This window comes from Flavobacterium sp. CHNK8, from assembly GCF_019774515.1.
Taxonomy (GTDB): Bacteria; Bacteroidota; Bacteroidia; order Flavobacteriales; family Flavobacteriaceae; genus Flavobacterium; species Flavobacterium tiangeerense.
In genome coordinates, this window is sequence record NZ_CP081492.1 from 213144 (window position 1) to 227379 (window position 14236).

The following is a 14236-nucleotide window of genomic DNA, read 5'->3' on the forward strand; positions in this document are numbered from 1 at the left end:
TGCAAAAATACACATTTTACAGCAAACACAACTTATTGAAGTAACAATTATTAACCTTCAATAGCTAGCCTAAAACAGTTGTATTAAATGTATTGTGTGTGTAAATGTAAGATTGATTAAAATTATTCTTGGATTAAAAAATGAATATCTTCTATCAAGCGCTTCATATCCTCTTTATTAGTACCGTCATAAAAGCCCCGAACTCTTTTTTTGGTGTCAACTAAAACAAAATTTTCAGTATGCACCATATCGTATAATTCACTTGGTTTACCCAGTTTTACAGCCAAGTAGGATTTTCTAGCCATGGCATAGATTTCTTTTTTATCACCGGTAACTAAATTCCATTTGGCATCGTCCACATTATGTTTTTTGGCGTAAGCCTTTAAAACAGGAACGCTATCCGTCTCTGGGAAAACGGTATGAGATAATAATTTCACTTTAGGATTGTTGGCGAAAGCTTTTTGAATTCCCTCTAGATTCACTGACATTTTTGGGCAAATGGAGCCACAAGTTGTAAAAAAGAAATCAGCTACATAGACTTTTCCTTCATAATCTTTTTGTGTAATGGTTTTTCCATTTTGGTTTACAAATGAAAAATCAGCTATGGTGTGGTATTTACTTTTGTATTGTACGGTACTATCTACCAACTCTGGATTCACATCAGCTGGATTGTAAATGGGAAGTGACTTTGCAGGCTTTAATGCCGAGTAGAAAAGGGATAAAATGATTGCTGAAAGCACAATGAAAACCCCAATAAATAATCGGTATTTTTTTAAGATTTCTAACATGGTTTTATTTTGGTGCAAAAATACACAATCGTAAATTGTTTTGTATTGTAATTAACAGAGTTTTATTTTTAGTGGAAACTTGTTTTTAGATAAAAAAAAGGCTGCAGGGTTTAAACCTTTTTCAAATTTTTGTGTCAAAAAGAAATGTTTTGTGATAATCTTTGGGAACTTATATTATCATACTATTTATTAATAGCTTTGTTTACTTAACTAAAAAACTAAATAAAATGAAAAAAACCAACAATAAGCAATTGCTTTTTGTGATTCCTGCAATGATGGCTTTTGCAGTGGGTCAAGCCCAAAGTAATCCTACGGTTAAAGAACCAGGGATTAATGTGAATTACATGGATAAAAAGGTAAAGCCAAGTAACGATTTCTTTCGTTATGTGAATGGAACTTGGTTAGACAACACTGCCATTCCTGCGGACAGAACCCGTTGGGGAAGTTTTGATGAATTACGTCAAAGAACAGATGCGGATGCGTTAGCTATTTTAAAAGAAGCAGCTACAAACCCAACTTACAAATCAAATACCGATCAAGGTAAAGCGATTAATTTGTACAAGTCTATTTTAGATACAGTTGGTCGTAACAAAATGGGAATTGCGCCATTGAAACCTTTCCTTAAAAAAATTGATGCGGTTAAAAATGCAAAAGATCTTGAAGCATTATTGATCGAAATGGAGCCAATAGGTGGTATTGGGTTTATGGGAGCAGGTGTAGGTACTGATGCTAAAAATAGCAGTCGAAATGTAATTAATGTAGGTCCAGGTGGAGTAGGTTTGCCAGATAGAGATTATTACGTTTCTGAAGATGCCGATTCTAAAGAAAAACGTGCAAAATACGTCCTTCACGTTGCTAAAATGTTACAGTTTCTTGGCGATAAGCCAGCGGTAGCTCAAGCAAATGCAGAGAAAATTTTAGCGCTTGAAATTGCCATGTCTAAACCAAGATTAGACAGAGTAGAGCGCAGAGACCGTCGTAAGTCATACAACCCAATGACTTTGGCTGAATTAAGTAAATTAACGCCATCAATCAACTGGAATAATTACTTCACAAAAATTGGTTTGGCTAAAGTTGATACCGTAATTGTATCACAACCTAAATACATGGTGGCGCTTGAAACTATGTTGAAAGAAAACAAAGTTGATGAGTGGAAAGCTTACATGCGTTGGAGTTTATTGAACAGAGCATCAAGCCAATTGTCTACCGATATTGAAAACGCCAACTTTGAGTTTTACGGGAAAACCTTAACAGGTGCGGTAAGCCAAAGACCACGTGACGAAAGAGCGTTGCAAACCATCAATGGTGCTGTAGGTGAAGCTTTAGGAAAATTATATGTAGAGAAAAAATTTCCAGCTGAGGCCAAAGCCAAAGCAGAAAAAATGATCAAAAACATCTTCCGTGCTTTCGAAAATAGAATTAACAATTTGTCATGGATGTCAGCTGAAACTAAGGTAAGCGCCTTGGCTAAATTGAACAAATCCCGAATCAAAATTGGATATCCTGACAAGTGGAAAGATTATTCTGCTTTAACAATCAAGAGTCCAGAAGAAGGCGGAAGCTATTTTGAAAATGCTTTGAGCATGGCTAAATGGCGTTTTCAAGAAAATATCGCTGAGTTGAACAAACCAGTTGATAAAGAGCGTTGGGGCATGTCACCACAAACGGTAAATGCCTATTACAACCCATCAAATAATGAGATTGTTTTCCCAGCAGCTATCTTACAACCACCGTTTTACAACTACCAAGCTGATGAAGCTGTAAATTATGGCGGAATTGGTGGCGTTATTGGTCACGAAATTTCACATGGTTTTGACGATTCAGGATCACGTTACAACGCTGACGGAAACTTAGTTGATTGGTGGACTGCTGACGATTTAAAACAATTCTCGGCTTTAACAGGAGCTTTAGCGGCACAGTACAGCGCATTGGAGCCAATTCCAGGGACTTTTGTAGATGGTAAATTTACATTGGGAGAAAATATTGGTGATTTAGGAGGTGTAAATGCGGCTTATGACGGTTTACAATTGTACTTGAAAGAAAACGGAAATCCAGGCTTGATTGATGGTTACACACCGGAGCAGCGTTTCTTCATTTCTTGGTCAACGATCTGGCGTTCTAAAATGCGTGATGAGGCTTTGAAAAACCAAGTAAAAACAGATCCGCACTCTCCAGGAATGTACCGTGCGTATGTGCCTTTGCAAAACATCGATACTTTTTATCAAGCTTTTGATATCAAAGAAAATGATGGTATGTACATTGCACCTGAAAAACGTGTAAGAATCTGGTAATTCAGTATCTTATAAATGCAAAACCCATTCGTTAAGGCGAATGGGTTTTTTTGTGCCTAAAAGTCAAATTTTAAAGAGAGGAACGCTGTTGTTTTTTAGGAGCAGCATTTTTTTGCTCCGTACACAACTCGTCCCGCTGTGCGCTGTATTCCCGATAAATAAAAACTACGGCAAAAAAGCCTTGTTTTTCTAAATCGGGAGATGCCGCTTCCATCGGGGCTACGAGAGTCTGTTTCATTTTCATTACAAAAACAGCAAATGGGATTTATGAACACCTAACAGGTTTCTAAAACGGGTTAGGTGTCTCGCTTTCGTACCTAACGATGACCTTCTTCGGATTTTGTATCGTGCCATAGTGGGGCGCTTGGGTTTACCTTTGTACTGAAAACCTATATGTCCTTTATAGCCCTGATGGGAGTGGAAATCCTGCTTTGTTATCCCGAAACTTCGGGATGGCACAGGAGATTGTAGCGTACAGCAGGACAAAACGACTGGCTAAGATGCATGCCTGCTCCTAAAATCAAGAATAATTGTTGTAAATTATTGGTGGTTTTATTCTTTTGCGCGTGCTTTTCGCAAGGCGTAATTAACTAAATACAACCCAAATAAAGTTACGCTACCACCTATGGCAATGGCTGCATTTAGGGTTTCCCCAAAAATAATAGCACCAAGCAAAACAGCAATAATAGGGTTGATGTAGGAGTAGACACTACTGATAGATGCGGGTAAATGTTGCAGCGCATAAATAAAGGCAATAAAGGTAAGTACCGATCCAAAAATAACTAAATACGCAATAGACCACCATGAAATAGCTGGTATCTCATGCAATGGAACCGATATTCCTGCTGCACCCGTATAAGCAAACACTAAAATACTAGACAAGAACATTTGAATTCCTAAACTAAAGTACGGATTAAAACTAGCTGCTTTTTGCTTTGTATACAAGGTTCCAAATGCCCATGTCAAAGTGGAAATGATGGAGATTATGATACCAAATTTAAAATCTGGAATCAAAAAATCACTTAAATGATCATAAAAAATAATACAAACACCACTAAAACTTATAATCAAACCCAGAATAGAAAACTTAGACAAGCGCTCTCCTTGAAAGAAAGAGATAATGACAATCCACAACGGGACACACGCACCAATTATGGCACCAAGACCACTGCTGATGTACTTAACGCCCCAAGTACTTAATGCATTACTCAGAACAAAGTTTAGAATACTCAGTATAATGATGGTATTCCATTGTTTGCCTTTTGGCCAAGGCGTTTTTTTAAACAAGAAATAGGAAATATAAATAACACCACCCAAAAATTGTCTAATGGCTACTAGCTGCAAGGCAGGCATGTGTTTTACCCCTTCTTTTGAGGCAATCCAAGTGGTTCCCCAAAAAAAACTAATCCAACATAATGCCAAAATAGGCAATCCAATAGCGTTTACTCTTGACGAAAAAGCGTTCTTAATTTTAGTTTTCACTTTATAAATTTGGTTGTGCAAAAGTATACTTTAAAACCGATTCGGTTTTAGAACTTGAAATAGTTTTTCCAGAAATTTGACCTTGTTGTTCAAATTTTGGCAAAGCCAAATCATAGTCTACCGCTTTTTGAGTGTAATATTCCTTTCTGCTAGGATGATATGGTGTAACTGCATTAAAGGTTTCGCCCCAAACCTGTTGTGACAAAATAGCGTTGATAATCCCTATGCAATCTTCTTGATGAATTAAGTTTATGGGAGCATCTGGGTTTTCTAAATTTTCTCTACCCGCTAGGAATTTTATGGGATGACGATCGGCACCAATGAGGCCTCCAAAACGAATTATTGTAGTTTTAAAATCAATATAGCTTTGTAAAAGTTGTTCGGTTGCCAGCAATTGCTTGCCGCTTTCGGTATCTGGCATAGGAATTGTTTCTTCTGTTACCAATTCATTTTCATCCTTATAGACAGATGTTGACGAGACAAAAAGCACCTTATCAACAGCTGAATTTTGTATGAAGGGAATTGTATTGTTAATTTTTGAAATAAAATTCTCTTTTTCGGTTCCTCGTAATTTTGGAGGTATGTCAATAATAAGGGTTTCGGAATCCTGCAGGAAATCGGTCATGTTGCCTATGACTTTATCCTCTGATAATGAAATTAAATAAGGCGTTATCCCCCATTGGTCCAAAAGTGGTAATTTTTCAGTTGAGGTAGTCGAGCCTTTTACTAAATACCCATTTTGTCTTAAGGCTTTCGCCAATGGCAAGCCCAACCATCCGCAACCGAGAATGCTAATTTTTTTCATGATTTTGTGCTTACTTTGTTGACAAGCTGTCTTGTAAAGATTGTTTTTTGTACCTGCTGTAGCCAACTGGTGCCGTGAGCTTCACTGGTGGAACTACAACAACAGGACTAGGTTTTATTTTTTGCCTAATAACAACTGCATCATTCAATACAAAAGGTGTAGGCATCATCCAGTTTTCTCTTTTTGACATTTCAAATACTGGGTTTGTTGTTAAATCGAAAGAGCTTTCTAGCAATTCCATGTCAAATTTATTTCCAGATTCTATGTCAAATTGCAGAACAAGCGGAGCATTGTTTACCACATAATAGCTAACAATTTTTTTACCTTTTCGTTCGTATGCTCCTTTTTTGTTATCGACAGCTGTTGTTCCATTAGCTATAAAATTTTTGATTTTCATGCCTTCATTGGCAAACACATCGTACCTGTTTACATTTCTATTTGGAGCAATCTGAATTTTTAAATACCTTCTTGATCCAATAGTTCTATCATAAATAAAAGTAACAGTAGGCGGAGCAATGTTTTTTACGGGTGCAGCGGTAGTAAAGGTGAAACCAGAGTTGTATTTGCTAAATAAGGGAAGCTCGTTGAGCGTTGAGGCTTTTTCTGGATTATTGCCCAAATACGTTTTGGTCCAAGTGTCAAGATTACTATCATAAGTAGCCCATTTTGCTGTTTTTTTATCAGAATCATATACATAAAGTAGGCTATTTGATTTTGCTTTTCCAAATTCATAACCAGAATCATAATGTGCTTTTGCAAAAAAACCGATAGATATAAATAAAAAGCATATAGTCCAAATTCTTTTTTTGGCGTATGCCCCAAAAACAAAATAGAGAATTCCCACCGTTAAAACCGTTAATATTGAACTACCAAAAAGAATCTTTAATCCTAGTCCAACAGGAAACATTTGAATAAATGGAGTTATAATTAATAATGCAGGAATACTAAGTATTAAATTGACTGTTTTACTTGATTTTTGAGTAATTACAAATAGTCCAAAAACTAACAATCCAAAACATACAGGAATAATTAAAAACCCAGCCCCAGGTAAATATATCGCTAATAAACCATTGATAAGTATCCACAATGTTAGTGGTGCTACATAATGACTCATGGTTCTCTTTTTATTTGAAAAATGACCGTAAAACGCCATCGTTATTGCAAGTGATAAGAATACAAAAGCTGCTATATATTCATGACCGTTATAGGTAAACCCGTTAAGCAAATCGTTGTATTGAGGATAGAGTACGAGTAGAAGTTTCCAACCTAAAAAGGTCACAATTCCTGCTGTAACTAGCGATCCAAAAAGAGGAATAAATCCTTTTCCAATATCTTGAAATGTTAATAGATGTTTAGCTCTTCCTATAAATATAAAAAATACCAGCATCACAAAGCAACCTATGACCACTGGAATAGTCCAGCTAAATGGGTAGTACACAAAGGTGTGAGGCAAACTAAAATAAACAAAATCCTCTTGAGATGCTTGTTTGTTTAAATTTGTATTGGAAAAATGTTTTAGCAAAGGCATCAAATACGTACCTTGGTGGGCAAGCGTGTTTATATCAAGATGGGCAGTGTCATCTTGAGCGGTGTGGTAATTGTAATGATCGTCTATAAAAGCAAAATTGTACCCTTGTATGTTTCCTTGTTCTCTAAACACAGTCAAATCAGTATCGTTAGGTAACATTTTATAAATGCTGTACATCAAAGAGTTTGATACTGGAAATGTGGTTTTGGCCTCGGCAAATTCTTTTACTAATGAACCATTGCCAGCATTGGTTTCCATGAGCATATAACTTGGTCCTGATGTCCCTCGAGCTTCAAAGTTTAGAACGACTCCTATATCTTTGGCCCATTTGTGTTGGTTTACAAAAAGTGCTGCACCGTTTAGCCCTAATTCTTCACCATCAGAAAACATGATGATGATGTCATTTTTATGAGGTGTTTTGGTATACAAAAAAGCTCTTATTCCTTCAATAATAGTTGCTACACCAGAGCCAGCATCACTAGCGCCTGGTGAGTAAGAATGTGGTGCACTATCATAATGAGAAAGCAGCAAAAGCGCTTTTGAGTTTGAAGAGCCTTTTATTCGTGCTAAAACATTTTTAGAATATACAAGATTTCCCCAATCACTTAGTGTATAACCTTCTTGAATGGTGGTTTCTAGACCCAAACTTTCAAGCTCTTGTTGCAAATAATTGGCAACTATTTCATGGTTTTTAGATCCTACATAATGCGGTTTTTGAGCGATAGCTTTTACTTGTTCAAAAGCCCGTGTTGCAGAAAAATCAACTAGTGATGTGTCCTTGTTTGAAGTAAATTGCGGCATCATTGTGTAGTATAGTGCCGCAAGTACTATAAGAATAAAAACACTCATGTAAATTGAAGAAAAATCTTTTTTCATTTTTGGTTAATAGGTTTTGGGGTTGTGGTATTTAGATGTCTTTTTTGACAAGCATATAAAAATCATTGTCTAAGACCATGTATCCTTGGTCATATAAAAAATAATAAGTGTTGCCCGTTTTTGTATTAAGAATATTGGTAAAGTATCCAAAATCAAAACCTTTACTTACGAGTTTTGAACGTGTAGTTTTAGATTTTCCTTCGGTATTTAGTTCTGATAAAATGCGATAGTTTTTGCGCAACCTGTTGTTGATGTTGCGCATGTAATTGGTGCTATCCTTGTTTATTTTATTATTGTAAGCATTGCGACAACCATCACTACAAAATTTCTTGTCCTCGCGTCCCACAATTTTTTCTCCGCATTCTAAACAGGTTTTATTCATGGATTTATTTTTTTGATATCGTATAAATCAGTTCTACGGTCTTTAAGGATGCGAACACTGCCATGCTCATGCAATTCTTTCAGCAAATCTAAGTCTACATCTACAATAAGGGTCATTTCGGTATTTGGTGTCGCTTCGGCTTTGATTCCGTTACTAGGAAAAGCAAAGTCTGATGGCGTAAAAACGGCAGATTGTGCGTATTGAATATCCATATTATTCACTTTTGGTAAATTCCCCACACAACCAGCAATGGCAACATAACATTCATTTTCAATGGCTCTTGCCTGTGCACAATGCTTTACGCGTGTGTAAGCATTCTGTGTATCGGTTAAGAAAGGAACAAATAAGATGTTCATACCTTCATCAGCCATCAAGCGGGAGAGTTCTGGAAATTCCACATCATAGCAAATCATGATTCCTATTTTGCCGCAATCCGTATCAAAGGTTTTAATGGTAGAGCCACCCGTCATTCCCCAATGCTGTACTTCATTAGGTGTAACGTGGATTTTGGCATACATTTCAGAGGTTCCGTCTCTTTTACACAAGAAACCAACATTATATAAAGTACCGTTATCCAGGTACGGCATACTACCCGTAATGATATTGATGTTGTATGAAATGGCTAATTCTTGAAAGCGTTTGTGAATGGGATCTGTATGTTTGGCTAGTTCTCGTATGGCTTCGGCCTCAGATAAATGGTTGTAATCGGCCATTAATGGAGCCGTAAAAAGTTCTGGAAACAACGCAAAATCACTACCGTAACCGGATACAACATCTACAAAAAACTCACATTGTTCAAACAAGGCTTCAAGATTATTCAATTGGCGCATTTGCCATTGTACAAGTCCTAAACGGATTACGCTTTTTGCAAGGTTGATTAGCTTAGGGCTTTCGTCATAATAAATGTTGTTCCACTCTAGTAAAACAGCAAATTCTTTGCTATCTGTATCGCCTTCGAGATAATTTTTCATGACCCGAATTACGTGAAAATCATTACTTAACTGAAAAGATAGCACTGAGTCGTGCATTTCTTTTCTTTTCACTTTATCTATATAATCTTTTGGACTAAGTGTGTCGGCGTGTTTTCCGTAATTAGGTATTCGTCCTGCAAAAACAATAGCCTTCAGGTTCAATTGTTCGCACAGCTCTTTTCGGGCGTCATAAAGTCTTCTTCCAAGTCTGAGACCTCTGTAATTGGGGTGAATAAAAACATCTATTCCGTATAAAATATCGCCTTTCTGATTGTGGGTAGAAAAGGTATATTTTCCAGTAATGTCTGAATAATTATGATTTTTATCGACTAAACTTTCATCAACGATAAGGGATAATGCGGAGCCAACAACTTTACCGTCAACTAGAATCACGAGTTGACCCTCTGGGAAAATACTCAATAATTTCTCAATGTGATGTTCTCGCCAGTAAGAACCAGTCATTTCTGGATAGGACTCTACCATAGATTTTTTAAGTTCTTTGTAGTCGTCAAATTTCAGATTTCGTAATTCTACTTTGTTAATTTTGGCTTGCATAATAAATTGATTTACAGCAAATATAGCTTTTTTTTTAACATTTACAAACGGTTACAAATAGTTACAACCGAAAGTAAATAGTTAGCAACCGATTCTTGTTTTGAAACTGTCGCATCTTTGCCCTGTTGATTCGAATGAACGTTTTGACAAATAAACATATACACCAATTATTAAATTTACACGCCATGAAAAACAGAGTACAATTAATCGGAAGAGTAGGTCAAGATCCAGAAGTTAAAACACTTGAAGGAGGAAAAAAATTAGCCACCGTGAGCATCGCTACAAATGATGTGTATTACAAAGAAAACGGAGACAAAGTAGAGCAAACAGAATGGCACCGAGTTACAGCTTGGGGAAAAACAGCTGAGATTATTGAAAAATATGTTACAAAGGGAAGAGAAATAGGAGTGGAAGCAAAATTATCACACAGAACTTACGAGGATAAAAACGGAGAAAAGCGTTATATTACTGAAATAGTAGCAAGTGAAGTATTGCTTTTAGGAAAATAGTATTCCTAACTTTTTAAAAGGCACGGATTTCTTAATTGAGGTTCGTGTTTTTTTTTGTAATTAAAAAAGCATAAATCAGTTCTTATTGTTTTGAATTATTGGAATACTTTTAAAAAATATCTTTTGCCACTCGATAGGTATTGGCATGGGCTTCAATAATGGTTTTTATATCGGGAGAGTAGCCGCCACCCATAGAAACTTGTACTGGAATTTGGAATTTGGAACACAATTCAAAAACCAATTCATCTCGTTTTTTACAACCATCAAGGGTACAACCTAATTTCCCTAGTTTATCTGTGGCCAAAATATCCACACCCGCCAAATAAAATATGAAATCAGGTTTTTGCGTTTCTATCAATTGCGGAATTACAGTTGCAAGGGTTTGCAAGAACTCCGCATCGGTTGTTCTATCGTCAAATGCAATGTCTAGATCTGACGTTTGTTTCTTGAACGGATAATTTGTTTTGCCATGTGTAGAAAACGTAAATACTTTTGAATTGTTTTGAAAAATCTCAGCAGTTCCGTTTCCCTGATGTACATCTAAATCGATGATTAAAATCTTTTTGGCCATTTTAGTGTCCAATAAAAACTGCGCTGCAATGGCTTGGTCGTTTAATAAACAAAATGCTTCGCCATGATCTGTGTAAGCGTGGTGCGTACCCCCTGCAATATTGAATGAGACCTGCGAATCAAATGATTTTTGTGCGCCAAAAATAGTTCCTTGTGCAATGATGAGTTCCCGTTCTACTAGTTCTCTGGAGAGGGGAAAACCAATTTTACGCACTGCTTTTGCGTTTAAGGTGAGATCTAGTAAATCTGTGACATATTCTTTTTGATGAATAGCTAAAACGGGAGCTAAATCGCAAATTTCGGGTTGGTAAAAATCAGTTGGTAAAGCGGTTCCTTCATGCAATAATTGTTGTGGAAGCAGTTCGTATTTAAGCATGGGAAACCGATGCCCTTCTGGCAATGGATGCTGGTAAATAGGATGAAATGCTATTGGGAACATGGCGGAAAATGACTTTTAGTTAATTTATTAAACTCAAGCGATGCTTAGCTTATTGGTTCATCAATTCTTGAAAGTAATCTACAAATTGTCCTAGGTGTAAGCCGTCAATTAACCCGTGATGTACGTGCACAGACATGGGCATGGTTTTTTTTCCTGAATCATCAACGGTCATTTTACCAAAGGAGATTTTTGGACAACTGTCAGCAAAACTAAAACTTCTTGCATGTGATAGAGAAGTAAAGTCTAACCAAGGAACTGCCGAGAAATGGATGACGTTATCATCATTAAAATTCCGGGTAAAAAGTCCAGTGGTGGTTTGAATACGTTTAATTTCTGTTGCGGTACTGGTTTCAAAAACAGTATAATCTGGGTCGAATTCAATCAAGGAAAAGCCAAAAGTCCCGTCTTCTCTTCCTATTGTTGCTGATGCATTGATGTGATCGTGTATTATAACGGTTTCCCCGTCAATGCGATATCTAAAAGGTTCTATGGCATTAACAGCCAAAAGTGTTTTATGAAGATAGTAGCTAAAAAAGGAGGTGTTTAACGTTTTAGCTTTGGCGTAAGCCAGTGAACAATCAATTTGCACGGTTGCCCCAAAAAAAGGCTCTTCAAATTGTTTAAAGAATTGAAAATGTTCTTTACGCGCCCAATTATCGATGTTTAAAAGTTGTTTCAAAGGGAATGGAATTAATTTTTTTTCAAAAGTATTGCTAATTTTTAATTCAGCCATGCACTTCTAATTTCTTTGATTGTTAAATATAAAAAAAGCCCTAAAAGAATTTCCTTTAGGGCTTTTATGCAATTATAAGTGGAGAATTATTTTACTCTGAAAGTAACTCTTCTTACTAATTTTCTAGCTGCATCTGAATCTTTTGCTACTGAAGCATCTTCACCAGCTGCAACAACGTTCAATCTTGAAGCGTCGATATTAGCTTTTACTAAAACAGCTTTTACACTATTAGCTCTAGCTGTAGATAATTTATCGTTGTACTCAGATCTTCCTAACTCGTCAGCATGACCAATAATGTCAACTGATGCAGATGGGTTGTTTCTTAAGTATGTCAAGATAAAATCAATTCCTTCAGTAGAAACGTTTGTTGGAGTAGATTTGTTATAATCAAAATAAGTACTTACGTAACCTTCGTTGATTAAGTTTTTGATTAATGTACTGTTGTTTACGATAGCTGATTTATCAGTGTTGTTTCCGTAAGTTTTCAATAAATAGCTTTCTAATTCGTCAGGAACATTGTTGTTGTTCAAGTCAATAGATTTACCTTTAGTATCAACCATTACACCACCAATAGTGTTAGGCTCTTGATCTAAATAATCAGCAACACCATCTTTATCTGTATCTAACATTGAAGTTTCAATATCAGCAATTTGTTGCTTTAATTTGTCAATTTCGCTGTTGTTGTCAAGTACCCAGTCAGCATGTTTTTCATTACTACCTAAGTAAACTGTTAAACCTACAGTACCATTAAACAAAATTCCAGAGAATCCTCTTGCGTTTCTAGTTGTTGAAGCATCAAAAGTTGCATCTTGTGCAGCATTAAGGATAGTTGTGAAATCACCTGTAAGAGCAATTCTGTTTGATAATTTAATTTGACCAGTAATACCTGCCATAAAATTACCCATTCTGTCTTTTAAAGCAGAATTTTGATCCTCTAATTGAGCTAAACCAAAACCAGCATGACCTAATAAACCTATTGTATTAGTCCAAGTTTCAAAGCTCATAATTCTACCTAAGTTTGCTACTGCTTGAAGGTTTGCTCTGTAATATTTTGTATCAAAATTAGCAGAGTTGCTTTTTCCTTCAAAACTGTTGTATCCAAAATCAGCTTTCAAACCAAATTTATTGTTAAACATGTAACGTACACCTAGATCTGCAACATAAGGGCTTGGAGTTGAAGTAAAGTAACCTGATCCTAATGGTCTTTGTGGTTTGTTAACACCACCAGCTAATTCAATAGACCATTTGTTGTAATCTGTACTTTTTACTTCTTTAGTTTCAGTTTGAGCATTTACAGAAGAAACTGCACCTGCAAAAACTAATGCAAACATTAAATTTTTCATTATTTTATGATTTTTAAATTCTTTGCAAATTTACAACATATATTTAAATGAGAAATTTCAATCAGTTAATTATACAATATTTACTTTTAATTCTATAAATTGCGGGGTATATTGAGAAATCAGCAAAAATTTAGCTTTAAAAATTTAGCATGTTTTTTTATTTAACTCCAAAAAAAGGAATCAATAAGCTAAAACAAAGGGATGTTAATTTAAAATATGGATATTTTAACACTTACAAAGCTATGAATTCTAAGATGTCGGTAAGTTTTTCAATGGTTTTAAAGTTTTCATGCTCTACTTTGTGATCAATTTTTTCATGTGCCCAAGTGGTGTGAAATGGGATATGAACGGCGTATCCGCCTATGGCTAAAACAGGAAGAACATCGGATTTCAATGAATTGCCTATCATGAAAAATTCAGAGGGTTGAATTTCTAATCGTTTAATCAAGTCTGTATAATCAATCTCCTGCTTGTCTGACATCACTTCAATATGATGAAAATAATGACCTAAACCTGAATTGTGTAATTTTCTACGCTGGTCTAATAAATCACCTTTGGTGGCCACCACCAGTTTGTATTTTCCGTGTAACGCTTGTAGGGTTTCTTGAACACCATCTAGTAAAACAATAGGTTTTTCTAAAAGTTCTTTGCCGTACAGAATGATTTTTTCAATTATTTCAATAGGAATCGTGTTGTTCGAAATTTTCATTGCAGCCTCAATCATGGATAAAATATATCCTTTAATTCCGTAGCCGTATAATTTTAAATTGGCAATTTCTACCTTAAATAATTCCTGCGACAATCCTTGATGTGACAAATAATCACTCATGAGTGCACAAAATTTCTCTTCGGTTTCTAGAAAATAGGTTTCGTTGATGAATAAGGTGTCATCAGCGTCGAAGGCAATTACTTTTAAGTTCATTCTTAATTGTGTATTACCACAGATTCGTAGCTTTAATTAATG

13 protein-coding genes are annotated in these 14236 nt (G+C 35.8%); 2 read left to right on the forward strand and 11 right to left on the reverse strand.

The genetic code is table 11. The features are described 5' to 3' along the window. Nucleotides 1-122: 122 nt before the first annotated feature. Entirely contained in the window at nt 123-788 is a 666-nt protein-coding gene (locus tag K5V07_RS00860; RefSeq protein ID WP_144893474.1) for an SCO family protein, read from the reverse strand. A gap of 227 nt (nt 789-1015) precedes the next feature. Here K5V07_RS00860 and K5V07_RS00865 point away from each other — a divergent pair, with 227 nt between their 5' ends. Continuing rightward, a complete protein-coding gene (locus K5V07_RS00865) occupies nt 1016-3079 on the forward strand; it encodes a M13 family metallopeptidase (RefSeq protein WP_221915987.1) in 2064 nt (687 codons plus the stop codon). Between the two features lie 70 nt (nt 3080-3149). Here K5V07_RS00865 and K5V07_RS00870 read toward each other — a convergent pair whose 3' ends face one another. From K5V07_RS00870 to K5V07_RS00895, 6 genes are all read right to left on the reverse strand, one after another. Next, nucleotides 3150-3317, reverse strand: a complete 168-nt coding sequence (locus K5V07_RS00870) for a hypothetical protein (protein WP_221915988.1) — start codon at nt 3315-3317, stop codon at nt 3150-3152. Nucleotides 3318-3631: 314 nt separating this feature from the next. Continuing rightward, a complete protein-coding gene (locus K5V07_RS00875) occupies nt 3632-4561 on the reverse strand; it encodes a DMT family transporter (protein ID WP_255577397.1) in 930 nt (309 codons plus the stop codon). 1 nt (nt 4562) lies between these two features. Next, nucleotides 4563-5366, reverse strand: a complete 804-nt coding sequence (locus tag K5V07_RS00880; RefSeq protein WP_221915989.1) for an SDR family oxidoreductase — start codon at nt 5364-5366, stop codon at nt 4563-4565. 10 nt (nt 5367-5376) lie between these two features. Further along, nucleotides 5377-7770: a M28 family peptidase gene (locus K5V07_RS00885; protein ID WP_255577398.1), complete on the reverse strand. Its 2394-nt coding sequence runs from the start codon at nt 7768-7770 to the stop codon at nt 5377-5379. Between the two features lie 31 nt (nt 7771-7801). Next, nucleotides 7802-8152 carry a hypothetical protein gene (locus tag K5V07_RS00890; protein ID WP_221915990.1) on the reverse strand — a complete coding sequence of 117 codons (351 nt, stop codon included), beginning with the start codon at nt 8150-8152 and terminating at the stop codon, nt 7802-7804. Next, nucleotides 8149-9678 carry a bifunctional GNAT family N-acetyltransferase/carbon-nitrogen hydrolase family protein gene (locus K5V07_RS00895; RefSeq protein ID WP_182649795.1) on the reverse strand — a complete coding sequence of 510 codons (1530 nt, stop codon included), beginning with the start codon at nt 9676-9678 and terminating at the stop codon, nt 8149-8151. The genes K5V07_RS00890 and K5V07_RS00895 overlap by 4 nt, the downstream gene beginning before the upstream one ends. Nucleotides 9679-9863: 185 nt before the next feature. On the opposite strand from K5V07_RS00895, the gene K5V07_RS00900 reads away from it, so the two are divergent. Further along, the gene (locus K5V07_RS00900; protein WP_086453410.1) at nt 9864-10187 is read left to right on the forward strand and encodes a single-stranded DNA-binding protein; all 324 of its coding nucleotides are present in this window, start codon (nt 9864-9866) and stop codon (nt 10185-10187) included. Nucleotides 10188-10296: 109 nt separating this feature from the next. On the opposite strand, the gene K5V07_RS00905 is transcribed toward K5V07_RS00900, so the two are convergent. From K5V07_RS00905 to K5V07_RS00920, 4 genes are all read right to left on the reverse strand, one after another. Further along, nucleotides 10297-11196, reverse strand: a complete 900-nt coding sequence (locus K5V07_RS00905) for a histone deacetylase (RefSeq protein WP_221915991.1) — start codon at nt 11194-11196, stop codon at nt 10297-10299. 49 nt (nt 11197-11245) lie between these two features. Then, entirely contained in the window at nt 11246-11875 is a 630-nt protein-coding gene (locus K5V07_RS00910) for a chloramphenicol acetyltransferase (RefSeq protein ID WP_221918118.1), read from the reverse strand. Nucleotides 11876-12015: 140 nt separating this feature from the next. Further along, a complete protein-coding gene (locus K5V07_RS00915; RefSeq protein ID WP_221915992.1) occupies nt 12016-13272 on the reverse strand; it encodes an OmpA family protein in 1257 nt (418 codons plus the stop codon). Between the two features lie 232 nt (nt 13273-13504). After that, nucleotides 13505-14194: an HAD family hydrolase gene (locus tag K5V07_RS00920; protein ID WP_221915993.1), complete on the reverse strand. Its 690-nt coding sequence runs from the start codon at nt 14192-14194 to the stop codon at nt 13505-13507. Nucleotides 14195-14236 lie beyond the last annotated feature (42 nt).